A 24,116-nucleotide genomic window follows, 5' to 3' on the forward strand; every position below is an offset into this window, starting at 1 on the left:
CACGAAACAGGCAGCGCGGTTTATGAAGGACCGCATCGCGGGCAAGCCTTGCTCCCACATCAGCCCCCTCGCCACAGCCGCGATCTATTCAGCAATGGGCGTTGAATGACCGTCACCGACGACACACAACTGCTCCAACGCCTCCTGGCCGGTGAGCAGCAGGCCTTCAAAGAGTTGGTCAGCACCTACCAGAGCCCGATGCGCGCCGTGGCCTACGCCATCGTGGGCAGTCGGCATGCCGATGAAGTGGTGCAGGACGCCTGGTTGTCAGTGGTGCGCAACCTCAATGGCTTCCAGGGCCGCTCCAGTCTCAAGACCTGGCTGCTGACCATCACCGCCAACGCCGCCAAGGGCCGCTACAAGCAGAACCGTCGGGAGGTGTTGCTCGATGATCTGCCGTCGCCCCACGGGACCCTGGGCGATGATCGTTTCGCCGCGGATGGCCATTGGCTGCTAGCACCGTTCGCCTGGCATCAGGACACACCGGAGGCGCTGCTCACGATGAGTGAGCTGCGCGAATGCCTCGAGCACACGCTGCTCAGTCTGTCGCAACTGCAAAGCAGTGTCTTGACCCTGCGCGAACGTCAGGGCCTGGAACTGGAAGACATCTGTAATCTTCTGGACATCTCGCTCTCCAACGTACGTGTGCTGTTGCATCGGGCACGGCTGAAGGTCTTTGCGACCGTGGAACATTTCGAGGAAACCGGCGAATGCTGACCTGCAAGGAACAAGTGGCGCGCTCCAGCGATTTTCTCGACGGCCAACTGAGTTTTCGTGAGCGCCTTATGGTGCGCCATCACCTGATGTTCTGTGCCACGTGCCGGCGTTTCATTCGCCAGATGCGCCTGATGCAGGCCACGCTCAGAAAGCTGCCTGAATCGCCGGTTCCCAATCTGGATCAGTTGGCTGAAAAACTCGCGGCCGAGCGCAAACGTCACCACCCATAACCCCTTGCACAAGTCGATCGCTCTAACTTGCCGCTTGCAGCTCACCTCTTGAAGCTGCTTCTGGGTTATTCCCTTTCGAAGTAAAAAGTTCCCCTGTCATAAAATCTTTATCTGACAGCAACTGCGCTGACACAACCCATCGCCAAGATCCCCTCCAACACCAGCGGGCTCAGTTCCGCGTGTTTTCTAACGGCATAGACTACCAACAGGGGAATTCTTCGATGATCCGTAAGCACTTCGCAGGTGTTGCCGCCAGCGCACTGGCAATGGCAGTAACCGCCCAGGCTTTCGCCGGCACCGTCACCACCGATGGCGCCGATATCGTGGTCAAAACCAAGGGCGGCCTTGAGGTCGCTACCACCGACAAAGAGTTCAGCTTCAAGCTTGGCGGTCGTTTGCAGGCTGACTACAGCCAGTTCGACGGTCTCTACACCAACAATGGCAACTCGGCCGACGCCGCTTATCTGCGTCGTGCCTTCGTAGAACTGTCCGGCGTGGTGTACACGGATTGGGCCTACACCATCAGCTATGACCTCGCTCACAACGCAGGCAGTTCAGGGGACGGTTACTTCGACGAAGCCTCCATGGCTTATAACGGCTTCAAGCCGGTGTCGATCAAATTCGGTCGTTTCGACCCCGATTTCGGCTTGGAGAAAGCCACCAGCTCCAAGTGGGTCACCGCCACTGAGCGTAACGCTGCCTACGATCTGGTCGACTGGACCATGGACAAACAGAACGGCATGGGCATTCAAGCCTCCAGCACTTTCGCCGATTCGTTCTATGCCTCGGCCGGTGTGTTCAGCAAGGACAGCAACGACACCGACGGCGACAGCGTCAAGCAAGTCAACGGTCGTTTTGTATTTGCCCCAATGCACGACTCCGGCAACGTCCTGCACTTCGGCGTGAACGTGGCCTCCCGTGACGTGTCCGACACCGAGTTCGATGCGCGTTACCGCACCCGTTTGGGCATGCGTGGCGTCGATACCGAAGGCGGCAACGATGCCGGTGATAACGGCCACCGTCCGATACTGGGCGGCGCCAACAACTCGCCGGCTGGCTCGTACGACACTGACACCGCTTTCGGCCTGGAAGCCGCTTTCGCCATGGGGCCAGCCTCGATCCAGGGTGAATACGTCTCGCGCAAAACCAAGGCTGACGACAGCGCCTTCCAAGACATCAAAGGCCACGGTTTCTATGTCCAGGGTGCCTACACCCTCACCGGTGAGTCCCGCGGTTATAAAATCGGCAAGTTCGACGCCATCAAGCCCGCCAACAAGTCTATCGGCGCTTGGGAAGTGTTCTATCGCTACGACAGCCTGACCGTTGAAGACGACAACATCACCACGGCCACCGCGACCCGTGACGTGGGCGATGCCGAAGCCAAGGTGCACAACCTGGGTGTGAACTGGTACGCCAACGAAGCGGTGAAAATCTCCGCTGTTTACGTCAAGGCCAAGGCCGACAACGTGACTAACGAAAATGGCGACGACGATGGCGACGGTTTTGTCATGCGCGCCCAGTACGTGTTCTAAGTCGTGCTGATTTGATTCAACGCTTCATGTTTTATCCGTTATAGCTCCTTTGAACCCCGCCTCTGGCGGGGTTTTTTTTTACGTCCGTCCGCTCAGGATCGGCGATACTCGCCCCATCCGCATTCTGGATATCGGGGAGCCGCATGCCGCTACACGTTCTGGACAGCCTGTCCGCCATCGCGCCGCAAGAGTGGGACGCCCTGGTGCCCGTCAATCAACCTTTCCTGCGCCACGCTTTCCTCACGGCCCTGCAAGACAGTGGCAGCCTGGGCCCGCAATCCGGTTGGCAGGCCGAGCATCTGCTGCATATTGAAGACGGTCGTGTGCTGGCGGCTCTGCCCAGTTATCGCAAGTGGCATTCCTACGGCGAATACGTGTTCGATCACGCCTGGGCCGACGCCTGCGCCCGGGCCGGGATCGACTATTACCCCAAGCTGTTGACGGCGGTGCCGTTCAGCCCGGTCAGTGGCCCGCGGCTGCTGGCGGCGAGTGGGGAGGACGGGTTGGAGTTGCTTGCCAGCCTGCCGGGTTATCTGGAAATCGAATCGCTCTCCAGTGCCCACATCAACTTCACCGATGCCTTCACCGACGCAGCGTTGGCCGGGCAGGAGGGCTGGCTGCAGCGGATTGGTTGCCAGTACCACTGGCGCAATCGCGGGTATCGGGACTTCCAGGATTTTCTCGACGCGCTCAGTTCCCGCAAACGCAAGCAGATGCGCAAGGAACGTGAGCAAGTGGCGGGGCAGGGTATCGAGTTCCAATGGCTGGAAGGTCATCAACTGGACCAGGCCCAGTGGGATTTTGTCTACGCCTGTTACGCCAATACTTACGCGGTGCGTCGGCAAGCGCCGTACCTGACCCGGACGTTTTTCAGTCTGCTGGCCGAGCGCATGCCCGAGGCCATTCGCGTGGTGTTGGCCAAGCAAGGTTCACGGCCGGTGGCGATGGCGTTCAGCCTGGTGGGCGGTGACAGTTTTTATGGGCGTTACTGGGGTTGCCTGGCGGAATTCGACCGTTTGCACTTCGAGACCTGTTTTTATCAGGGCATGGATTACGCCATTGCCCACGGCGTGCAGCGTTTCGATGCCGGTGCCCAGGGCGAGCACAAACTGATTCGTGGTTTCGAGCCGGTGATCACCCGTTCCTGGCACTACTTGCGCCATCCGGGCCTGAAGGCGGCGGTTGCAGACTTTCTGGTCCGGGAGCAGGAGGGCGTGTTGGCGTATGCCGAAGAGGCGAAGACCGCACTGCCTTATCGGCAGTGCTGATCTTCGCCGGCGTGACTCAGCTGTTTTCCTTGCCCAGCCAGCGGTAAGCAACACCGCCGACGATGGCGCCCAGCAGCGGTGCCACCCAGAACAGCCACAATTGCTCGATGGCCCAGCCGCCGACGATCAGTGCCGGACCGGTACTGCGGGCCGGGTTGACGGAGGTGTTGGTGACCGGAATCGAGATCAGGTGGATGAGCGTCAGGGCCAGGCCGATGGCAATCGGTGCCAGGCCGGCTGGCGCACGTTTGTCGGTGGCGCCGAGGATGATCAGGATGAACATTGCCGTCATGACCAGCTCAGTCACAAAGCCGGCCACCATGGAGTACTGACCGGGCGAATGTTCGCCGTAACCGTTCGCTGCCAGGCCGGAAGCGACCAGGTCGAAGCCTTCCTTGCCGCTGGCGATGAAGTAGATCAACGCGGCGGCGAGCACCCCACCAATGAGCTGGGCAATGATGTAGGCAGGCAGTTCCTTGGCCGGAAACCGCCCGCCCACGTACAAGCCCACCGACACGGCCGGGTTCAGGTGGCAACCCGAGATATGGCCGATGGCGAACGCCATGGTCAACACCGTCAGGCCGAATGCCAGGGCAACCCCCAGCACGCCGATCCCGGAAGCGGCCAATACAGCGCTGCCACAGCCGCCCAACACCAGCCAGAACGTACCCAACAACTCAGTCGTTGAACGTTTGAGTAAAGACATAAGCATCCTTGATAAAACAGTCGTGATAATCGGTTATGCATCCAGCAGAATTACGACAGGTTCATCTCCAGAACCTGGGCTGAGTACAGCAGAACGTTGCGACAAATCCAGCGGCATTAAAAAACCGCCAGAGTCATGGACTGTGGCGGTTTCGGCCTTGGACGGTGGGGAGTATGCGGTTGCGGTGTGGGTCAAATCGATCCTGGACAGAATTTTTCAGAAAGGTCTTACTGCACTGACCTTGCGGTTTAAACCCGGTCCTGTGGCCAGGAGCAAGCTCCCTCGCCACGGGTTAGGTGGAGCCTGGTTGATTCAATCAATCCCCACAAACCCACCCGTCTGATGCTGCCACAGCCGCGCATACAACCCGCCATGGGCCAGCAGTTCGGCATGGCTGCCGGTCTCGGCGATGCGGCCGTTTTCCAGCACCACCAGCCGGTCCATTCGCGCGATGGTGGAGAGGCGGTGGGCGATGGCGATCACGGTCTTGCCTTGCATCAGGGTCTCGAGGCTTTCCTGGATCGCCGCTTCGACTTCCGAGTCAAGTGCTGACGTCGCTTCGTCCATAATCAGGATCGGCGCATCCTTGAGCAGCACCCGTGCGATGGCAATACGCTGACGCTGGCCGCCGGACAGCTTCACTCCGCGTTCACCCACATGGGCATCAAAACCGCTGCGGCCTTCAGCGTCCGACAGCAGCGGGATGAACTCATCGGCCCGGGCCTTGTGCACCGCCGCCCAGAGTTGCGCATCGGTGGCGTCGGGTTTGCCGTAGAGCAGGTTGTCGCGAATGGAACGGTGCAGCAGCGACGTGTCCTGGGTGATCATGCCGATGCGCTCGCGCAGGCTTTCCTGGCCCACTTCTGCGATGTCCTGCCCATCGATGAGAATGCGCCCGCCTTGCACGTCATACAGACGCAGCAGCAGGTTGACCAGCGTGGATTTGCCCGCACCGGACGGGCCGATCAGGCCGATCTTTTCCCCCGGCTTGATCACCAGGTTGAGGTCGCCGATCACCCCGCTTTTCTTGCCGTAGTGGAAATCCACATGCTCGAAGCGCACTTCGCCACGGGCCACCGCCAAAGGCTTGGCCTGGTCGCGGTCGGTAACGCTGACGGGCTGGGCGATGGTCTGCAAACCGTCCTGGACCATGCCGATGTTTTCGAAGATGCCATTGACCACCCACATGATCCAGCCGGACATGTTGACGATACGGATCACCAACCCGGTCGCCAGGGCAATCGCGCCCACGCTGATCAGCGACTGGGTCCAGAGCCACAGGGCCAGCGCCGTGGTGCCGACGATCAGCAGCCCGTTCATGCTGGTGATGACCACGTCCATGCTGGTCACCACGCGGCCGGCCAATTGGGCTTTCTCGGTCTGCTCCTGGATGGCTTCGCGGGCGTATTGCTGTTCGAAGTTGGTGTGGGCGAACAGCTTCAGCGTGGTGATGTTGGTGTAGCCGTCGACGATCCGGCCCATGAGTTTGGAGCGGGCATCGGACGATACGACGGAGCGCTCCTTGACCCGCGGCACGAAGTAGCAGAGTGCACCGATGTAGGCGGCGATCCAGATCAGCAGCGGGATCATCAGGCGCCAGTCGGCTTCGGCAAACAGCACCAGTGAGCTGATGGCGTAGATCAGCACGTGCCACAGCGCGTCCACGGCCTGCACCGCTGAGTCGCGCAAGGAGTTGCCGGTCTGCATGATGCGCTGGGCGATGCGTCCGGCGAAGTCGTTCTGGAAAAAGTTCAGGCTCTGCTTGAGCACGTAGCTATGGTTTTGCCAGCGGATCAGGCTGGTCATGCCGGGGCTCAAGGTCTGGTGCACCAGCAGGTCATGCAAGGCCACGAAGATCGGCCGGAAAACCAGCGCCACCACCGCCATCCACGCCAGCTCCAGGCCGTGGAGCTTGAAGAAGTCCACGTTCGGCGTGCCCTGGGTCAGGTCGATGATGCGGCTCAGGTAGCTGAACAGCGCCACCTCGATCAGTGCGCCGATCAGGCCCACCACCAGCAGCACGGCGAAGCTGGGCCAGACTTGTTTCAGATAATAGGTGTAGAAGGGCAGGACGCGGTTCGGTGGTGCCGAGGTAGGGGCGTCGCGGAAAATGTCGATCAGTGTTTCGAAACGGCGATAAACCATGGGTACATAGCCCGGGCCGGGCTCTCCTTTTTTCCTGTGAGCGGCGCGGGATCGCCGCCGCCGCTCAGGCTTGCCCTGTGCTGTTTAGTCGATGCGCTTGGCCGACTTGATGATCACAGGATCGATCGGCACGTTTTGCATGCCTTGTTTGGTGGTGGTCTGGGAGTTGACGATGATGTCCACCACGTCCATGCCCTTGACCACTTTGGCGAACACCGCGTAACCGGCGTCACGGCCCGGGTCGAGGAACGCATTGTCGGCCACGTTGATGAAGAACTGGCTGGTGGCCGAGTTCGGGTTGGAAGTACGCGCCATCGACAAGGTGCCACGAACGTTATGCAGGCCATTGCTGGCTTCGTTCTTGATCGGTGCCTTGGTGTCTTTCTGTTGCATCTGTTGGGTGAAACCGCCGCCCTGGGCCATGAAGCCCGGGATCACGCGGTGGAAAATCGTGTTGTTGTAGAAGCCGCTGTCCACGTACTCAAGGAAGTTCTTGGTACTGATCGGCGCCTTGACCGGATCCAGCTCGATTTCGATCTGACCGTTGGTGGTGTCCAGCAATACGTGGGGCGCCTTGGTCGGCTGCGCGGCCATCAGGTTGGCGGCAAACAGGACGGAGCCGGCGGCGAGGGCGATTTTTTTCAGCATGGGTTCAGTGATCCTGAGTAGTTGAGTCGATTGCGGTCAAAAATTCGAGCAGGGTTTGGTTGAAGCGTTCGGGTTGATCCAGCGGGGTCGCGTGCCGTGAGTCGGCAATGACCACCAGCCGGGCATCGGGCAGCAGTTTCACATAGGCCTCTTTCAAGGCCACGGGGGTGTAGTCGTGGTCGGCGCAAATGACGAGGGTTGGACAGGCCACCTGCGACAGTCGTTCCTGAACCCCCCAGCCCACAATGGCATCGAAGCTGGCGAGATAAGCACGTTTGTCGTTTTTTGCCCAGCGCCGGGCCATTTCCAGGCGTAACTCGGTCTGTTGCGGTTTGGGGAACAACTTGGCGCCCAGGGCCTTGCCAATGGTTTCAAGGCTCAGAAGGCGCATCAGGCTCCAGCGCTTGAACCATTGCCAGCAGTCATCAGGCGTGCGGACTTTGACTTGCGGCGCGCTGTTGACGATGCACAGGCTCTTGACCCGCCCTGGCTCATCCACGGCCAGTTGAAAACAAATCATGCCGCCCATGGACCAGCCCACCAGATGCACCGGGCCCAGGTCCAGGTGTTCGAACAGGGCGATCAGGTCGGCGCTGAAACCTTCGATGCTGTAAGGCCCGCGAGGTTTGTCGGAACGTCCATGGCCGCGCACGTCCACTACGATCAAACGGTAGTGGGCGGACAATACCGGGATCTGTTTTTCCCAGTCGCGGGTGCTCGAGCCCAGCCCGTGGACCAGAATCAAGGGCGCGCCGTGGCCATATTCCTCGTAGTGCAGGTTGCAATCTTCGTGGGCGAAATAGGCCATTGGCAAAATCCTTGTCAGGCTTGTTCAGGGGCGGCGAACGGCGCATCCAGCGGCGCGGTGTCGAAGGTGCGCAGCAGTTCGATGAGGATTTGCGTGGCCGGGCCCAAGGGTTTTTCCTTGTTGGAAAAAAGATAGAAGGTGGAGTTGCGAGTGCCGCCTTGTTCCAAGGGTAGACGCTTGAGCAAGCCCTCCTTGAGTTCCCGCTCGATCATGTGCCGCGGCAGCCAGGCGAAGCCCAGGCCGCTGCCGACGAACGTCGCGGCGGTGGCCAGGCTGCCGACGGTCCAGCGTTGCTCGGCACCCAGCCACCCGACGTCGCGGGGTTGCTGGCGACCGGAGTCGCGGATCACCACCTGCAATTGGCTTTCCAGGTCCTGGAAGTTCAGTTCGCGGTTGAGGCGATGCAGGGCGTGTTCGGGATGGGCCACCGCGACGAATTCAACATCGCTCAGTTCGGCGCCCAGGTAACCGGGAATGCTGAAGCCGCTGATGGCCAGGTCCGCCACGCCTTCGAGCAGCACTTCCTCGACACCCGATAGCACTTCTTCGCGCAGGCGCACGCGACAGCCACGGCTTTGCGGCATGAACGCGGTCAAGGCACGTACGAGGCGGGCGTTGGGATAGGCGGCATCGACCACCAGCCGCACTTCCGCTTCCCAGCCTTGCTCCATGTGATGGGCCAAGTCTTCCAGTTGGCTGGCCTGTTTCACCAATTGACGGGAACGACGCAGCAATACGCCGCCGGCTTCGGTCAACACGGCCTTGCGCCCATCGATACGCAGCAACGGCACGCCGAGCTGGTCCTGCATGCGGGCCACGGTGTAACTCACCGACGACTGGGAGCGGTGCAGCACCTCGGCGGCCTGGGCGAAGCCGCCGTGGTCGACCACCGCTTGCAAGGTTCGCCATTGATCCAGGGTCACGCGGGGCGCTTTCATATTGAGCTCCTCTTGTCCTAAGCTGGCGGTCCCTTGGTGGAGACTGCCTAATGAAAAAAATCTGTTGTGTGGTGCTGGCCCTGTTGCCGCTGACTGCGTTCGCGTACCCGATCGATGTGGAAAAACACCTCAACGGCCTGAGCATCGACTACACCGCCTATGACACCGACGCCGACATCGGCTCCATTCAGGTCAACAACTACGGCGGCACCGACGCGGCCTGCACTGTGGTGTTTCGCAACGGCCCTGAAGCACCACGTACCCGCAAGATCGAAGTCGCCGCCGGCAAGTTCAAGAACGCCACCGCCAAGTTCAACCGCAACATCATCAAGCTGCGCATCACACTGACCTGCCAGCCGAAATAAGTCGGTGACACAGGAGCGAGCCAATCCTTGCTCCGCTTATAAACGAATTTATCGATGTTTTGCAGCAATTATTTGCGCTTTTTGATCGATGTAGCCATGTTTAAGCTTCACTCCATCGACTGACAACATTCTCCGATGGAGGCTACAACCCATGTCCCGCGTTCTGATCATCGAAAGCAGTGCCCGCCAGCAAGACTCGGTTTCCCGTCAACTGACCCAGACCTTCATCAACCAATGGAAAGCTGCGCACCCGGCCGATGAAATCAGTGTTCGTGACCTGGCCATCCATCCGGTACCACACCTGGACGCCAATCTGCTGGGGGGCTGGATGAAGCCCGTCGAGCAGCGCAACGACATCGAAAACGCTTCCCTGGAACGCTCCAACCAGTTGACCGATGAATTGCTGGCCGCTGACGTGCTGGTGATGGCTGCGCCGATGTACAACTTCGCCATCCCGAGTACCTTGAAAGCCTGGCTGGACCACGTACTGCGTGCCGGTGTGACCTTCAAGTACACCCCCACCGGTCCCCAGGGCCTGCTGACCGGCAAACGTGCCTTCGTCCTGACCGCTCGCGGCGGCATTCATGCCGGCGCCAGCTCCGACCATCAGGAACCCTACCTGCGTCAGGTCATGGCCTTCATCGGCATCCACGACGTGACCTTCATCCATGCCGAGGGCATGAACCTGGGAGGTGATTTCCAGGAGAAGGGCTTGAATCAGGCCAACGCCAAGCTGTCCCAGGTCGCCTGATCCGTTAATCCTCAGGTAATCGCCAGGTGGTCTAGTGGCCTGGCGCTCCCTTCAAGCTGTTTTGCGCATCGAACCTCCCTTGGCACTTGTTGCTCCTGAGTGCAGTCGCCCGATTGAACGCTTTAGCGAGATCGGGCTTTTTTTTGCCTGCAATTCCAGGCCAGCCACACAACCCTGTGGGAGCGAGCCTGCTCGCGATTGCAGTGTGACTGTGTAAGAGAAATCACCTGACACTCCGCCATCGCGAGCAGGCTCGCTCCCACAGGGTTCAGTGCCTGGGCTGGCTACTGCGGTTAGCGACAACCGGCAAAAACCGCTATCTTCGCCGCCATCCGAAACGAGGGGCGTATGGGCTATCTACTTTTTGTCACGCTGATTCAGGCGTTTTCCTTCAGTCTGATTGGCGAATACCTGGCCGGGCATGTCGACAGTTACTTCGCGGTGCTGGTGCGGGTTGTGCTGGCGGGGCTGGTGTTCATTCCGCTGACCCGCTGGCGTCAGGTGGAACCGTCGTTCATGCGCGGCATGCTGTTGATCGGCGCCTTGCAGTTCGGCGTGACCTACGTGTGCCTGTACTTGAGCTTTCGTGTGCTGACGGTGCCCGAGGTCCTGCTTTTCACCATCCTGACGCCGCTGCACGTGACCTTGATCGAAGACGCGCTCAATCGTCGCTTCAATCCCTGGGCCTTGATCGCGGCGCTGGTGGCAGTGGCTGGCGCGGCGGTGATTCGTTACGACCGGATCAACCCGGATTTCTTCATGGGCTTTTTGCTGCTGCAACTGGCCAACTTCACCTATGCGGCCGGGCAGGTGCTGTACAAACATCTCGTCGCTCGCCATCCCAGCGACCTGCCGCACTACCGGCGTTTCGGCTACTTCTACCTCGGCGCACTGGCGGTGGCGTTGCCGGCCTTCCTGATGTTCGGCAAGGCGGATTTCTGGCCAGAAGCACCGCTGCAATGGGGCGTACTGATATTCCTCGGCCTGGTCTCCACCGCTTTGGGGCTTTACTGGTGGAACAAAGGCGCGTGCATGGTCAACGGCGGCACGCTGGCGGTGATGAACAACCTGCATGTGCCGGTGGGGCTGCTGGTGAACCTGCTGATCTGGAACCAGCACGAGGCGCTGGGGCGGTTGCTGCTGGGTGGGTCGGTGATATTGGCGGCGGTGTGGATCAGTCGGTTGGGGGTACGCCAGCCGCTGCCTGCACACTGAACCCCTGTGGGAGCGAGCCTGCTCGCGAAGGCGTCGTATCAGTCGCTGTATCTGTTGTCTGACACTGCGCTTTCGCGAGCAGGCTCGCTCCCACAGGGGATCTCTGCGACTTGAAGGTCAAACCACCTGCTTCTGCGGCTCCGGCAGAGGACTGGCCCCCAATGCCGCGGGCAACAGCCCCGAACGCAGATCCATGCCACTGGGCTGTTGATACAGGTTCAAGCCGAACTCCGGCATCACCGCCAGCAGGTAATCAAAAATATCCCCCTGGATACGCTCATAGTCGGCCCACGCAGTGGTGCGGGTGAAGCAGTAGATTTCCAGCGGGATGCCCTGGGCCGTGGTCTGCATCTGGCGGACCATGCAGGTCATGTTTGGCTGGATGTCCGGGTGGCTTTTCAGATACGCCAAGGCGTAGGCGCGGAAGGTGCCCAGGTTGGTCATGCGCCGGCGGTTGGCCGACATCGCCGCGACGTTGCCCTGGGCTTCGTTCCAGGCCTTGAGTTCGGCCTGTTTGCGGCTGATGTAATCGGTCAGCAGATGAACCTGGGTCAGGCGCTCTTCTTCCTCGTCCTGCAAAAACCGCACGCCGCCGGCGTCGATGAACAGGCTGCGCTTGATCCGCCGCCCGCCGGATTGCTGCATGCCGCGCCAGTTCTTGAACGACTCGGACATCAGGCGCCAGGTGGGGATCGAGACGATGGTCTTGTCGAAGTTCTGCACCTTGACCGTGTGCAGCGTGATGTCCACCACATCACCGTCGGCCCCCACCTGAGGCATCTCGATCCAGTCACCGACCCGCAGCATGTCGTTGCTGGTCAGCTGCACGCTGGCGACGAACGACAGCAAGGTGTCCTTGTAGACCAACAGAATCACCGCCGACATGGCCCCCAAACCCGACAGCAGCAATAGCGGTGAGCGGTCGATCAGGGTGGCAACAATGATGATCGCGCCAAACACATACAGCACCATCTTGGTCAGTTGCACGTAGCCTTTGATCGAGCGGGTGCGGGCGTGTTCGGTGCGGGCGTAGACATCCAGAAGGGCGCTGAGCAGGGCGCTGATGGCCAGCACCATGAACAGGATGGTGAAAGCCAGGGCAACATTGCCCAGGAAAATCATGCTGGTCTTGCTCAGTTCCGGCACCAGGTGCAGGCCGAACTGGATGACCAGCGAGGGCGTCATCTGCGCCAGGCGATGGAAAACCTTGTTCTGGCGCAGGTCGTTGACCCAGTGCAGGGCCGGCTGGCGACCCAGCAACTTGGCACCGTGCAGGATCAGGTAACGCGCCACGCGCCCCAGCACCAGGGCAATCACCAGCAGCAGTATCAGTGCAAGGCTGGAATGCAGGAGGGGATGCTTATCGAGAGCACCCCAAAGGTCTTGAATGTTGACCCAGAGCTGTTTGATGTCCATGGACGAAACGGTTCTTCTATAAAGACGCGACGGTGCGATTAGAGCATTTAAGCCAGGTTAAGTGACCCTTGATGACGAATCGGCTCACAAAAAAGCCACTGATTAGCGCCGTTCGTATAAAGAAACTCGGCCTTCGCGCTCGAAACCGTTACCCTATGCAGCTGTTTTTTTGCATTTCTTCGAGGTAGCACCCGTGTTTTCCCAATTCGCCCTGCACGAACGCCTGCTCAAAGCCGTGGCCGAGCTTAAATTTGTCGAGCCAACGCCGGTGCAGGCAGCGGCTATTCCGCTCGCGCTCCAGGGGCGTGATCTGCGGGTGACGGCGCAGACCGGCAGCGGCAAGACCGCGGCGTTCGTGTTGCCGATCCTCAACCGCCTGATCGGCCCGGCCAAGGTTCGTGTCAGCATCAAGACCCTGATCCTGCTGCCGACCCGTGAACTGGCCCAGCAAACGCTCAAGGAAGTGGAACGCTTCTCGCAGTTCACCTTCATCAAGTCTGGCCTGATCACCGGTGGCGAAGACTTCAAGGTCCAGGCCGCCATGTTGCGCAAAGTACCGGACATCCTGATCGGCACGCCAGGGCGGATGATCGAGCAACTGAACGCCGGCAACCTCGACCTGAAAGAAGTCGAAGTACTGGTGCTGGACGAAGCCGACCGCATGCTCGATATGGGCTTTTCCGAAGACGTGCAGCGCCTGGTGGACGAATGCACCAACCGCCAGCAGACCATGCTGTTCTCCGCCACCACCGGCGGTTCGGGCCTGCGGGAAATGATCGCCAAGGTGCTGAACAACCCTGAGCACTTGCAGCTCAACGCGGTCAGCCAGCTGAACTCCACGACCCGTCAGCAGATCATCACCGCTGACCACAACCAGCACAAAGAACAGATCGTGAACTGGCTGCTGGCCAACGAAACCTACGAAAAAGCCATCGTGTTCACTAACACCCGCGCCATGGCCGACCGCATCTACGGTCGCCTGGTGGCCCAGGAATACAAGGCGTTCGTGCTGCACGGCGAGAAGGACCAGAAAGACCGCAAACTGGCCATCGACCGTCTCAAGCAGGGCGGCGTGAAAATCCTCGTCGCCACCGACGTCGCCGCCCGCGGCCTGGACGTGGAAGGCCTGGACATGGTCATCAACTTCGACATGCCCCGCAGCGGCGACGAATACGTGCACCGCATCGGTCGTACCGGACGCGCCGGCAACGATGGCCTGGCGATTTCGCTGATCTGCCATGGCGACTGGAACCTGATGTCGAGCGTCGAGCGCTACCTCAAGCAGAGCTTCGAGCGCCGCACCATCAAGGAAGTCAAAGGCACCTACGGCGGACCGAAAAAGGTCAAGGCCTCGGGCAAGGCCGTTGGCGTGAAGAAGAAAAAGGTCGACGCCAAGGGCGACAAGAAGAAAACCGGCGCCAAGGCCCCGACCAAGCGCAAGATCGCCAACCGCCCGAAGACCGACGCTTTGTCGCTGGTCAGCAAGGACGGCATGGCCCCACTCAAGCGCCGCAAGCCGGAGGCGCCAGCGGCTGAGTGAAGCTGCGTCAGCGCTTGATAAAAGAACCGGACCTTGAGTCCGGTTTTTTATGGATAACTGAATCTGACGCAAAACCCGTGGCGAGGGAGCTTGCTCCCGCTGGGCTGCGCAGCAGCCCCAACAAAGTGGAATTTACAATCATCTAACGAGTTGACGCTTCGATTTCAGGGGGCGCTTCGCACCCAGCGGGAGCAAGCTCCCTCGCCACCAAAGCAAGCTGTGCCCTGCTTCGGGCGTCACCCCGCTTTCTTCTCCGCATTCTTGAGCTCTTGAAGACGCTCATCAATCAACTGGCACTTGTCCGGCACATCTTTGCTGGCGGTCTCCAGGTCCATGGCCTGCAGTTCCTTATTCATTTCCTTAGCCTTCTCCGGGTTCTGTTCGGTGAGCCTGGTCACTTCCTTGGCCAATTGTTCACGCTTGGCGGTGGCTTGCTCGGGCGTGCAAGTGGCCCAGGCAGGCAGGGCGCAGCTGAGGGTGGCGGCGAGGGTGAGTTTGAGGAGGGTTTTCATGGCAGGGGCCTCGTATTCCTTGTTGGGCTGATAAGGGGTTGAGGCCACGCGAGGGTGGAAAGTTCATTGGCTGGATGTTGCGAGGCACGCCCGCGATTGTTTCTGTCCCTCTCGCAGGCAGTTTCCGGTTCCGCATCGGACCTTTCGTACTTCCGTGGGGGAGGCGTCTTATTTCAGATGGATGGTTTCGGTAATAGTCCCGCGGACTCAAACAAATAGTTGACGTCAAAATGATGGCTAATTAGTATCGCGCCACTATTTTGATATCGTTTTTGCTAGAGGGATCTAACATGTCCTCCCCCTTACTTTGGGCGAGGTTGTGCGTAGCTTTGCTGTGCCTTTCTCCGCTTCCCCTTGCTCACGCTGCCCCCACCCCCGGCGAAACCGACCTTATCCGCGAGCGTCAGAACCGCTTGCTCGAAGAGCAGCGTCAACGTCTGGAAGAACTCAAGGACTTACCCGGCAAGGCGGAGAAACCGGCCCAGCCAACAGCGCCTGCCGATGCCCGATGTTTCCCCATCAAGACCATCGAACTCAAAGGTGCCGACAGTCTTTCGGCCAGTGAGCGCGAGCGGTTGCTCAAACCTCACATCGGCCAATGCCTGGGCGTGACGCAGCTCAATGAGCTGCTCAAAGTCATCACCGATCACTACATCGAAAAAGGCCTGGTCACCAGCCGGGCCTATTTACCGCAGCAGGATTTGTCCGGTGGGCATTTAAGCGTGCTGGTGGTGGAAGGACGGCTTGAAGGCTTGAAGGGCGCCGAGAACAGCAAGCTCTCGGACCGTGAATTGGCGATGGCCTTTCCTGGCAAGACCGGCGAGTTGGTCAACCTGCGAGAGATCGAGCAGATGGTCGATCAGCTCAATCGCCTGCCATCGAATCAGGCGAAGATGGAGTTGACCCCCGGCCAGAACGTCGGTGGCAGTGAAGTGCGCGTCACCAACGAAGTACAAAAGGCCTGGCGTGCCGGGCTGTCGCGTAGCAACGACGGCCAGCGCAGCACAGGCGAGCAGCAGTGGGGCACCAGCTTTGAGTGGGACAGCCCGCTGGGCTTGGCCGACCAGTTGATGTTGCGCGGTGGTCACGATGCGATGACCGACCACCAACACACCTCCAACAACGCCATGCTCTATTACAACTTGCCTTTTGGCTGGTGGAACGTCAGTTACACCTACAGTCGGAGCGAGTACCGCTTCAAATCAAGGAACTTTCAAGGTATTTAATCCTGGTAGGCCATAATGAAAAAATCAGAATTTATAGCTTGTGAACGATGTGGAGGGGAGTTGAAGGTTTTTGAAGAGGCTAGTACTCAGGGGTTAAAGTGCACTAATTGCGGGTGGTCGGTAGTGACGACACATATCCCCGATATTAAGGTTGATGAGACGAAGTATGAGGTCTGCTGTAGTGGTGACTATAAAAATGTGGTCCATATTAGAGCTGTGTCTGAGGTGCTGGGTTGTAATTTTTTAACAGCTAGAAAGACACTGGAGCATGGACGTTCTCTCGTGTTTGTCGGACAGGCAGAGGAGGTTTTGCGAGTTCGAAATATTCTTGTTTCGGTTGGGCTGGTCTGCACCATTTCACCTGATTTTAATTGGGGGTAGGTGGGGATGTTTATGTTTGGTCTGTGGAAAACCGGGACAGACCCTGAGGGATCCCCACAAATCTACTCCAATGCCTGCGCCTCTTGATGTACCTCTGCTCGCAACGCGTGCTCAAGCCTCTCCAAGGTGCTTCGAGAATTTGAGCCGCGTCCGCAGCGCCAGTATTCCAAGCCCAGCCGCCACAGCGATAGCACTCGTCGGCGTTTAAGGTTATTGCTTTGAAAGCGACGCTCATGACCCGCCTCGCGGGCCTGCAACCCAGTTAAAAAGCAATGTAATTAGCCAGAGCCGAGATCAGCAAAAGCACTTCGATTCGGCGTGGACAGTGGCTTCGGTGAAGACGATGCCAGAGCGTAGAGGTTTTTAACGGGCAGCCAAGTGTCTGACTCATTTCGGTAGAGATCCCGGTTACGCACGCGCCCCACGTAATACCAGCCTTGCGCCTCGACGGCTTTGATCCATGGCCGGCGAAAACCTGCATCAGCCACAAGGATCGGAACGCAGTCTTTGGGGAGCATTTCGGCAAGCGTTTGTAGCAATCGTTTTTGATATCTGGGACAACCCTCGCGCTCATGAACGCTTTCGTAGATCGGGAACGAGCGTCCTGCCAACGGGATGGCAGCGCGCAACAAAAAGAACTCTCCAGCCGCATCAATGGGTGACCAATCAACCAGGATCAACGGATGCTTCAGCGAGCCCAACAAGGCTCGCAGCATGACCCAGTAGAACAGCGGGCGCTCGGTTTGCAGATGCCGATTACCCAGTAACCGATCCACTCGTTTGATGGTGTGTTTGGGATAGGCTTTGCTTGGCAAGAATCGACCAAGCCCCGTCAGAGTGAGCCGACGTCCTCGCAGTAATGCGCTGACACAACACATCAACGTTTTCAGACGACGAGAATGAACACCAGGAAGTGCTTGGGCTAGCGCGCTGTGTAAGAATCGGATGGCCTGCATGGGGCGGGATCTTGTTTTGTGTGGTGCAACACAAGCTGCCGACTCATGCAGGTCTCTTCAATATTCCAACTTCTTGATTTTGCGTAAGAAAATTCGGGGTCCCTCAGGGTCTGTCCCCGTATTCCCCACGTTATTGAGTACAACGCAGGTAAGGTGATTGGAACAAACGTCTCAGGCGCTCCAACATCGACAATCAAAATAAATGTTCGGGATGGTGTGATTCAGACTGCATTCCCGTACTAGTTAGGAATGGTTATGAGCAGTGGCGGCACACTAATAGAACGATTTGTCGCCCAAGAGTTGGACGACAGCGTTCGCTCTATTTTGAAAGATGCCTTTGATGAGCGGATGTGCTCAAAGAGCGTTCTGCTTAGGGAGTTCGAGTTTAATTGCTTTGACGTTTCTTTGGACTTTGAAAAAGGTATCGTCACATTGCAAGATGTTCTTTCCGCTGGAGAGAGTAGCTTTCTTGATATACCGATACGTGATTTTATCTCTGCTTGCGGTTTGAATGTCTCTTGTTAATTGTAGAAGCCTAGATGTGATCTGACACCGGCCTAGCGGGGGCAGCCCCTTAACCGTGGTCTACGCCCCGTTTTTCCAGTTTTCTTGCCATTTCAGTCACCTTTCCATTAGGACTACGACGCAGTGTGCGTGTGTGGCCGAGCCGTCATATCGACGCCAAGTGCCTTCATGACCGCCAGGAGTGTTTTCAGAGTGGGATTACCATGCTCGCTGAAGGAACGGTATAGCTGTTCGCGCGACAGGCCCGTTTCCCTGGCCAATTCGGTCATCCCCTTGGCTCGTGCGACTACCCCCATCGCTTTGGCGATATAACTTGCATCGCCGGTTTCCAGGGCATCGCTCATGAACTCCGCGATGGCCTCGGGAGTGCTGAGGTATTCTGCGGGATCGAATTCTGTAAAAGTCTCAGTCATTTTGTGCTCTCCACGTCTGCATGATCTGGTGGGCGGTTTCAATGTCGCGGCTCTGACTGCCCTTGTCACCGCCACAAAGCAGAATCACCAGCACGTCGCCCTGCTGGTAGAAATACACCCTGTAGCCAGGCCCGTAGTGAATTCGTAGCTCACTGATACCATGACCGACTGGGGCGACATCGCCAGGTAAACCCTCTATCAGTCGATTGATCCGTGAGGTGATACGAGCTCTGCCGGTGCCATCCTTGAGCTTTTTCAGCCAGGATCGGAATTTGCTAGATTCGATCTTCTTCATGAAATGTAGTCTGTAAAATACAGAAAAAGCAAGGCTGCATATTTAGGGTCAAGCGTGTGCCTTGTTATTCCATTAATTAGAAAGTGAAACGGGCGACCCAGAGGTCGCCCGTTTTCGTTACTCAGCAGCTTGCGCCCGCAGCCGCCTCCCAATCACATCCAACACATCACATCCATCGCGAAGCGATATCGTCAGCAGCTTGCAGAAATCAGAAAGCACCACCGTATCGGAGCTGATATCCGAGCGGAACGCGATGTTTTCCAGCACCTGGGTCACGGTGCGGATGCGGTAGTCGGCGGTTTCGAAAAGGACGTCCAGCGGGGCTTCGGTATCGATGAGCAATGTTGCGGGGACGCAGTCGATGCCAGTGATGGGCATGTATCGATTCATTTTGAAGATCTCTGTTTGATTGGCTGAAAGCCATCACTCAGTCGTCGCCAAACGATTGGGTGGTGGCTGTGCGCAGGTTGGCGAACCGGTTACAGAGAAAACCGGCAGATCCGAAGATCTCCCGCGCACAGCCGCCGTGGAATATAGCGGCTTTGCGGGTGCGTCGGTACCTGCAATCAGCCGGTAGCTTTCGCATTCTCTGTAATCGAGTCGCCAAACCCGAATCGCCTTTTGGGCGACGAGGGACTATAGGCTGGCCCGCTTTAAGGCCACAAGACACCGATTTCCGAGCTCTACGTAGGACGTTTGGCATGGCATTTGTCGGCTTAAAGCAAGCGACTGCTGCGCAGTCGAGCGGGAGCAAGCTCCCTCGCCACAGGGTTCGCGCTCGACTGGGCAGGTTGGCGCATCAGCTGTGGCAGCAGCTATGGGGCTTGGCCTCTTCGTATTTATCGTGATGCCGCACCCAGTCCATGATTTCGTCTTCGTTGCGGCCCTTGGGCGTGAGATCGAGGTAGTTGTAGGTGCCGACCAGGATGTCGAGGCCACGGGCGTAGGTGGAGTAGGTGTGGAAGATATCGCCGGCTTTGTTGCGATAGAAGACGCTCAGGCCGGGGAGTTCGCCTTCGGTGGTGTCGGTTTTTTCGTAGTTGTAGGTGGCTTTTCCGGCGGCGGTGTCTTCGGGGTTGAAGCTGACGCCGAAGTCGTAGTTGAAGTCGCAGCCTTCTGACGAGACCCAGTCGAAGACCCAGCCCATGCGACGTTTGAACGGCTGGAACTCGGCGAACGGCGCGCGGGACACCGCGACCACGGCGACGTCGTGGTGGGCCAGGTGTTGGTTGGCGCCGTCGATGTGGTCGGACAGGAATGAGCAGCCATCACAGCCTTCTGTCCAGCCGGGGCCGAACATGAAGTGGTAGATGATCAGTTGGCTGCGGCCGCCGAACAGGTCGGCCAGGCTCAGTTCGCCGTTGGGGCCCTGGAAACGGTAGGGTTTTTCGATTTTTACCCAGGGCAGGGCGCGGCGTTCTGCGCTGAGTTTGTCGCGTTCGCGGGTGAAGGCTTTTTCGTGGATCAGGTGCTGGCGACGGGCGGTGAGCCATTCTTCCCGCGAGACGACGGCATGATTTTCTACGTTCATGGTGAATTCTCCTGCGTGGCAGAGCCGCTGATTCGGCACTTCTGTCAGTGGTCGTTTGGCCCAGTGTGAATTCGACAGGCCGTTGGTCGGCTTGGGCAATAGCCCACCGGTAAGCCCGGCTGAACGGCAGCGCAGCGCCTGGGTCACACTTTAAGTAGGCATCTCACTCTTTGGAGGATGGACCAGGATGACGACTTATAACTGGGACTTGATCGAACGGTTGTTGCACGAAGTGCAAAACGGCGCCGGCCACAGCTTTACCCCTCGGCCTTATGCGGAGCAGTACGCGGCAGAGAAGGCAGCCGCAGGCGAGCCGATCGAGAACCTCGATCATCTGAAAGCGGTCGCCGGGGAGTACGAAAAGCTGCTGTTGGAGCGTAACTATATCGAGCCTCGGCCGGAGGAAGAGGGCGGTAACGGCGAGAACTTTGTGCTGACGCCCCGTGGCTCGCGGTTGTTGAGCCTGATCGACAGCAGCATCCCGGGCAATGATCATCCGCGCCAGGTGCTGGATGAGCAGGAAGATGCGCTGGATGAGTTTACTTTTGATGAGGTGGCTTCGAAGGCGCAGATTGCCTGACAGGCCTGCACTGAGCCCTGTGGGAGCGAGCTTGCTCGCGATAGCGGTCTGACATCAACAGGTCTGTTGCCTGTTCTGCCGCTATCGCGAGCAAGCTCGCTCCCACATTCGATCTCCCACATGCATCTCAGTGGTGTTATGAGCGTGCTGCCTTCAGGCACTTCAAATCACTGAAATCCTTTTTCACCCGGTCGATCTTCCTCAGCAAGTGTTCGCGTTGCGTCGGGGTGCTGTCGGCCATCACCTCCACCAGCAGGCTGCGGGCCTGGGCTTCGGTTTTGTCGAAGGCCTGGCGGTAGGCGGGGGTCCAGAGGCTTTCGCGGTCGACCAGCAGTTGCTCGATGCGCTTGGGGAAATCGGGGCTGTGGCGTTGCGCCACAGCTTCGCTGAACTGGTTTTGCCAGTGCGCGCGGTTGGCGATCCATTGCTGGTTTTGATCGCCCAAGGCGCGGGACCAGGCCTGCACGCGTTGGCGCTGGGTTTCGCTGAGCGGGCCGAGCCAGTCGTTCAGGCGTTTCTCCATGCGTTCGCTGCGCTCCTGGATTTGCTGCTGCAACGTCGGCTTGAGGTATTGCTGCTGGCGTTTGCGTTGGTCTTTGACGAACGCGGCGTCCATGTCCGCGACCTGATCGTCGTTCAACCCCTGCAATAACTCGATGGCCGACGGGGTGATTTCCCGGGCGGTTTCGGCGATGGCGGCCTTGGCTTCCCGGGTACGCTGTTGCAGGGCCTGGTCGGTCACCTGGTTGGTTTGCACCATGTTCTTCAAGCGGTCCAGCCAGTCAAGGTAGCCGGGCAGTTGTGTGGTGCAATGCCAGTTCAAGTGTTCATTGAGACGGTCGTTGAACCAGTCCTTTTGCTCGCCATTGATGTCCAGATAGTCGTTGAGCGTCCAGGGGATGATCAGGTCGAGGTTGCGGTAGGCCAGGCCCACGCGGCTGCAGGCGGTGACGGTGAGCAGCAGGGCCATGAGCAGGGCGATGCGGGTGAACCAGCGCGACATGAGCGAGTCCTTGCGAAGGCATGGGTTGCGAAGGCGTAACTGTCTTGTTTGAGCATGGCAGGTGCGCGGCAGTTCAGCCGATCGAATAAGTAACGCTTAGTAAAAAGGGTGGGCCATCTTGAGGGTCAGCAGGCCGTCGCATTCGCTGTTGTGGCCGGAGTACGCCGAGCAACGGCTGCCGCTCAGGCTGGAGTCGCTGTAGATCAGGTCCAGGTCGATGCCTCTCCAGGGGCGGGAAATTTTCAACGACCAGTCACTGAAACTGCCTACATAACCGTCCTCCACCGACACGGGTGAGTTGTACTGGTGGGTGGTGTATTTGGCGCTGACACCAATGCCAAACGGCACGTTGCCGCCCAGGTCGGCAAACAAGGTGCTGTTCTGTTTATCCGGGTCGTTGCTGAAGGCCGCGCCGAAACGGCTGCCCAGTACGGTCAGGCCACCGAAGAATTCCTGGCTGTCGAGCGTGTCGAGGGTGGGGTAGCTGTAGTGGATCAGACCGATTTCGTAACCCAGGGTCTGGTCGAAGGGCTGTTTGAAGCCCATGTAGGAATCGACTTCAAGATTGCTCGATGGGCTCAGGCCAACGCTGGGCGACCATTGGCCCACGTACCAGCCGCTGTCGTGGCTCAGGTCCAGGCCGCCATGAAACGAGCCGGTGCTCGACGGCGTGACTAGGCCCTGGGCCATGCTGCGGCTGGGCGTGGTGCCGAGTTTGAGGTCGAAGTCGCCGAGCTCGCGCTGAAACACCTGCCCATGGGCGAAGGGGCACGCCAGCAGGCTGAGCGTCAGGGAGACAATGGGAATGCGCATGCTTCACTCCATGGATAGCGAGGAGCAGGATCGGTCATCAAGCTGAAACACTTGAGCTAGAGAGGTGCAAGCATACCGGCGAAAGCTCGGCAGCGAGGGCCGTTCGTCGATTTTTGCAGGATGAGGGTAAGCGGGGAGGTTCCAGTCCAAGCGCTTCGAAGCTCAAAGCGCTTTGGGACCAGGTGACGCGCGGGTTACTTTTTGCCCAGGCTGATCTGCTTGGACGGGCCGAATGTCTGGCCGCTGACGCCCTTGGCAATTTGCTGGATTTCACCGCCGGACTTGAGGAATGCAGCGATCTGGTCGTTGATAGACTCGCTGGTTTCCACGGCTGGAGCGGGCTTTGCTTTGCTGTTGGATGCTTTTACGCGCATGACGGCCATTAACCTGTAAATAATTAATTGGGCCAGGCATCGTACAGGAAATACTTGACAATTGCTTGGCAAATATACTCCCTCAATTATCACGCCGGGCGCTGGAATAAGGGGCGGTTTATGCCGTCATTATTGCCCTAAGCCACTGTTTTAAATAGCAACCCTTTGGACTGTATAACTTAAAAACGGCTGCCCGAAACGGCCTGGAGGGCCGTTGTCCGCCTGACGAATGGCCGCATACGCGAGGAAAACCCAGGGAAATCAACGGCTGCACAAGGCCCTTCCGGCCGCCCGCGCCAGAGGCCACGAATCACGCCGCAAAACCGGGTAGAATGCCGCCCACGCAATGAGGGTATTGGAAATGGCTTTAGTCGGGCGTTACAACAGTTTGCAAGTGGTTAAACACACTCACTTCGGTTTATATCTGGACGGCGGTGCGGACGGCGAAATTCTGCTGCCCAATCGTTATATCCCCAAGGATATTCCCAGCGAAGATGAAGACTGGCTCAATGTTTTTATTTATCTGGACAGCGACGACAAACTGATCGCTACCACGGAAAAACCCAAGGTTCAGGTCGGTGAGTTTGCCAGCCTGAAAGTGGTTGAAGTCAACAGCATCGGTGTATTCCTGGACTGGGGCCTGCCCAAGGACTTGCTGCTGCCGTATTCCGAAGAAAAGCGCCAGATGACCGCCGGCGAATATTGCGTGGTGCACGTCTACCTCGACAAGCACACCCGCCGCATCACCGCCACGGCGCGTCTGGACCGTTATCTGGACAAGACCCCGGCCAACTACACGCCGGGGCAGGAAGTCGATTTGCTGGTCGCCGAAGCCACCGACATGGGCTTCAAGGCGATCATCAATAACAAGCACTGGGGCCTGATTCACAAGAACGAAATCTTCAAGTTCATGCGCGCCGGCAAGCAGGAAAAAGGTTTCATCAAGGAAATCCGCCCGGACGGCAAGATCAGCTTGAGTTTGCAACCCGTGGGTCAGGAAGCGGCGACCAGCCTCAATGCCAAGATCCTCGCCAAGTTGCGCGAAAACAACGGCACGCTGCCGGTCAGCGACAAGAGCGACCCGGTGCTGATCAGCAGCCTGTTTGGTGTCAGCAAGGGCAACTTCAAGAAAGCCATTGGTGCGCTCTACAAGAATGGGCAAATTGTCATTCATGCTGATCGGATTGAGTTGAGCTGATCTTCAGTCGAGCCACGGCAAATAAGGATT

At 58.6% G+C, this 24,116-nt stretch carries 26 protein-coding genes and 2 pseudogenes; 13 read left to right on the forward strand and 15 right to left on the reverse strand.

Going from position 1 to position 24,116, the window contains the following annotated elements:
* The first annotated feature begins 105 nt into the window (after positions 1 to 105).
* The 4 genes from QOM08_RS07325 (at position 106) to QOM08_RS07340 (ending at position 3,747) form a co-directional block, all read left to right on the forward strand.
* Complete coding sequence (locus tag QOM08_RS07325; RefSeq protein ID WP_047227925.1) at positions 106 to 717, forward strand: RNA polymerase sigma factor; 612 nt, start codon at positions 106 to 108, stop codon at positions 715 to 717.
* Entirely contained in the window at positions 711 to 947 is a 237-nt protein-coding gene (locus QOM08_RS07330) for a zf-HC2 domain-containing protein (RefSeq protein ID WP_316912754.1), read from the forward strand. Before QOM08_RS07325 ends, QOM08_RS07330 begins: the two co-directional genes overlap by 7 nt.
* Positions 948 to 1,168: 221 nt before the next feature.
* On the forward strand, positions 1,169 to 2,479 hold the full coding sequence (locus QOM08_RS07335; protein ID WP_316912755.1) for an OprO/OprP family phosphate-selective porin: 1,311 nt from the start codon (positions 1,169 to 1,171) through the stop codon (positions 2,477 to 2,479).
* A 143-nt stretch (positions 2,480 to 2,622) separates the two neighbouring features.
* The gene (locus QOM08_RS07340; RefSeq protein WP_316912756.1) at positions 2,623 to 3,747 is read left to right on the forward strand and encodes a GNAT family N-acetyltransferase; all 1,125 of its coding nucleotides are present in this window, start codon (positions 2,623 to 2,625) and stop codon (positions 3,745 to 3,747) included.
* A gap of 16 nt (positions 3,748 to 3,763) precedes the next feature.
* On the opposite strand, the gene aqpZ is transcribed toward QOM08_RS07340, so the two are convergent.
* The 5 genes from aqpZ to QOM08_RS07365 form a co-directional block, all read right to left on the reverse strand.
* Entirely contained in the window at positions 3,764 to 4,453 is a 690-nt protein-coding gene (gene aqpZ, locus QOM08_RS07345; protein ID WP_316912757.1) for an aquaporin Z, read from the reverse strand.
* A 312-nt stretch (positions 4,454 to 4,765) separates the two neighbouring features.
* Positions 4,766 to 6,598 carry an ABC transporter ATP-binding protein gene (locus QOM08_RS07350; RefSeq protein ID WP_076385916.1) on the reverse strand — a complete coding sequence of 611 codons (1,833 nt, stop codon included), beginning with the start codon at positions 6,596 to 6,598 and terminating at the stop codon, positions 4,766 to 4,768.
* Positions 6,599 to 6,682: 84 nt separating this feature from the next.
* A complete protein-coding gene (locus QOM08_RS07355; RefSeq protein ID WP_076385914.1) occupies positions 6,683 to 7,246 on the reverse strand; it encodes a peptidylprolyl isomerase in 564 nt (187 codons plus the stop codon).
* A gap of 4 nt (positions 7,247 to 7,250) precedes the next feature.
* Positions 7,251 to 8,054, reverse strand: coding sequence for an alpha/beta fold hydrolase (locus QOM08_RS07360; protein ID WP_047227918.1), 804 nt, complete (start codon positions 8,052 to 8,054; stop codon positions 7,251 to 7,253).
* Between the two features lie 14 nt (positions 8,055 to 8,068).
* On the reverse strand, positions 8,069 to 8,992 hold the full coding sequence (locus QOM08_RS07365) for a LysR family transcriptional regulator (RefSeq protein WP_107322098.1): 924 nt from the start codon (positions 8,990 to 8,992) through the stop codon (positions 8,069 to 8,071).
* A gap of 50 nt (positions 8,993 to 9,042) precedes the next feature.
* Between QOM08_RS07365 and QOM08_RS07370 the strand changes: the two genes are divergently transcribed.
* From QOM08_RS07370 to QOM08_RS07380, 3 genes are all read left to right on the forward strand, one after another.
* On the forward strand, positions 9,043 to 9,357 hold the full coding sequence (locus QOM08_RS07370) for a hypothetical protein (protein ID WP_047227916.1): 315 nt from the start codon (positions 9,043 to 9,045) through the stop codon (positions 9,355 to 9,357).
* 151 nt (positions 9,358 to 9,508) lie between these two features.
* On the forward strand, positions 9,509 to 10,108 hold the full coding sequence (locus QOM08_RS07375; RefSeq protein ID WP_047227915.1) for an FMN-dependent NADH-azoreductase: 600 nt from the start codon (positions 9,509 to 9,511) through the stop codon (positions 10,106 to 10,108).
* Positions 10,109 to 10,456: 348 nt separating this feature from the next.
* Positions 10,457 to 11,323 carry a carboxylate/amino acid/amine transporter gene (locus tag QOM08_RS07380; protein WP_139050898.1) on the forward strand — a complete coding sequence of 289 codons (867 nt, stop codon included), beginning with the start codon at positions 10,457 to 10,459 and terminating at the stop codon, positions 11,321 to 11,323.
* A gap of 117 nt (positions 11,324 to 11,440) precedes the next feature.
* Here the strand turns inward: QOM08_RS07380 and QOM08_RS07385 are convergent, their stop codons facing one another.
* Positions 11,441 to 12,739, reverse strand: a complete 1,299-nt coding sequence (locus QOM08_RS07385) for a mechanosensitive ion channel family protein (RefSeq protein ID WP_316912758.1) — start codon at positions 12,737 to 12,739, stop codon at positions 11,441 to 11,443.
* Positions 12,740 to 12,932: 193 nt separating this feature from the next.
* Between QOM08_RS07385 and QOM08_RS07390 the strand changes: the two genes are divergently transcribed.
* Positions 12,933 to 14,279, forward strand: a complete 1,347-nt coding sequence (locus tag QOM08_RS07390; protein ID WP_188252111.1) for a DEAD/DEAH box helicase — start codon at positions 12,933 to 12,935, stop codon at positions 14,277 to 14,279.
* Between the two features lie 236 nt (positions 14,280 to 14,515).
* Here the strand turns inward: QOM08_RS07390 and QOM08_RS07395 are convergent, their stop codons facing one another.
* Positions 14,516 to 14,791 carry a hypothetical protein gene (locus tag QOM08_RS07395; RefSeq protein WP_139050863.1) on the reverse strand — a complete coding sequence of 92 codons (276 nt, stop codon included), beginning with the start codon at positions 14,789 to 14,791 and terminating at the stop codon, positions 14,516 to 14,518.
* A 290-nt stretch (positions 14,792 to 15,081) separates the two neighbouring features.
* Between QOM08_RS07395 and QOM08_RS07400 the strand changes: the two are divergent.
* A pseudogene (locus tag QOM08_RS07400) lies at positions 15,082 to 15,999 on the forward strand (ShlB/FhaC/HecB family hemolysin secretion/activation protein); the annotation flags it as partial.
* 33 nt (positions 16,000 to 16,032) lie between these two features.
* The gene (locus QOM08_RS07405; protein WP_188252112.1) at positions 16,033 to 16,398 is read left to right on the forward strand and encodes a hypothetical protein; all 366 of its coding nucleotides are present in this window, start codon (positions 16,033 to 16,035) and stop codon (positions 16,396 to 16,398) included.
* Between the two features lie 62 nt (positions 16,399 to 16,460).
* Here QOM08_RS07405 and QOM08_RS07410 read toward each other — a convergent pair.
* A pseudogene (locus QOM08_RS07410) lies at positions 16,461 to 17,354 on the reverse strand (IS4 family transposase).
* 255 nt (positions 17,355 to 17,609) lie between these two features.
* Here QOM08_RS07410 and QOM08_RS07415 point away from each other — a divergent pair.
* Positions 17,610 to 17,879 carry a hypothetical protein gene (locus QOM08_RS07415; protein WP_054916221.1) on the forward strand — a complete coding sequence of 90 codons (270 nt, stop codon included), beginning with the start codon at positions 17,610 to 17,612 and terminating at the stop codon, positions 17,877 to 17,879.
* Positions 17,880 to 17,992: 113 nt separating this feature from the next.
* On the opposite strand, the gene QOM08_RS07420 is transcribed toward QOM08_RS07415, so the two are convergent.
* The 4 genes from QOM08_RS07420 to QOM08_RS07435 form a co-directional block, all read right to left on the reverse strand.
* A complete protein-coding gene (locus QOM08_RS07420; RefSeq protein WP_188252113.1) occupies positions 17,993 to 18,292 on the reverse strand; it encodes an addiction module antidote protein in 300 nt (99 codons plus the stop codon).
* Positions 18,285 to 18,587: a type II toxin-antitoxin system RelE/ParE family toxin gene (locus QOM08_RS07425; protein WP_188252114.1), complete on the reverse strand. Its 303-nt coding sequence runs from the start codon at positions 18,585 to 18,587 to the stop codon at positions 18,285 to 18,287. The genes QOM08_RS07420 and QOM08_RS07425 overlap by 8 nt, the downstream gene beginning before the upstream one ends.
* A 117-nt stretch (positions 18,588 to 18,704) precedes the next feature.
* Positions 18,705 to 18,977, reverse strand: coding sequence for a hypothetical protein (locus QOM08_RS07430; protein ID WP_003198952.1), 273 nt, complete (start codon positions 18,975 to 18,977; stop codon positions 18,705 to 18,707).
* 409 nt (positions 18,978 to 19,386) lie between these two features.
* Positions 19,387 to 20,118 (reverse strand): DUF899 domain-containing protein, encoded by a 732-nt coding sequence (locus QOM08_RS07435; RefSeq protein ID WP_188252115.1) that lies wholly within the window; start codon positions 20,116 to 20,118, stop codon positions 19,387 to 19,389.
* Between the two features lie 187 nt (positions 20,119 to 20,305).
* Here QOM08_RS07435 and QOM08_RS07440 point away from each other — a divergent pair, with 187 nt between their 5' ends.
* Positions 20,306 to 20,698, forward strand: a complete 393-nt coding sequence (locus tag QOM08_RS07440) for a transcriptional regulator (RefSeq protein ID WP_076385904.1) — start codon at positions 20,306 to 20,308, stop codon at positions 20,696 to 20,698.
* 136 nt (positions 20,699 to 20,834) lie between these two features.
* On the opposite strand, the gene QOM08_RS07445 is transcribed toward QOM08_RS07440, so the two are convergent.
* From QOM08_RS07445 to QOM08_RS07455, 3 genes are all read right to left on the reverse strand, one after another.
* Positions 20,835 to 21,701, reverse strand: coding sequence for a DUF6279 family lipoprotein (locus QOM08_RS07445; RefSeq protein ID WP_188252116.1), 867 nt, complete (start codon positions 21,699 to 21,701; stop codon positions 20,835 to 20,837).
* A gap of 96 nt (positions 21,702 to 21,797) precedes the next feature.
* A complete protein-coding gene (locus tag QOM08_RS07450) occupies positions 21,798 to 22,514 on the reverse strand; it encodes a TorF family putative porin (protein WP_076385900.1) in 717 nt (238 codons plus the stop codon).
* A gap of 194 nt (positions 22,515 to 22,708) precedes the next feature.
* Positions 22,709 to 22,897 carry a hypothetical protein gene (locus tag QOM08_RS07455; protein WP_018607615.1) on the reverse strand — a complete coding sequence of 63 codons (189 nt, stop codon included), beginning with the start codon at positions 22,895 to 22,897 and terminating at the stop codon, positions 22,709 to 22,711.
* A 352-nt stretch (positions 22,898 to 23,249) separates the two neighbouring features.
* On the opposite strand from QOM08_RS07455, the gene QOM08_RS07460 reads away from it, so the two are divergent.
* A complete protein-coding gene (locus tag QOM08_RS07460) occupies positions 23,250 to 24,086 on the forward strand; it encodes a S1 RNA-binding domain-containing protein (protein ID WP_047227905.1) in 837 nt (278 codons plus the stop codon).
* Positions 24,087 to 24,116 lie beyond the last annotated feature (30 nt).

Origin of the sequence: Pseudomonas sp. P105, assembly GCF_032614175.1 — a bacterium.
GTDB lineage: Bacteria > Pseudomonadota > Gammaproteobacteria > Pseudomonadales > Pseudomonadaceae > Aquipseudomonas > Aquipseudomonas rhizophila.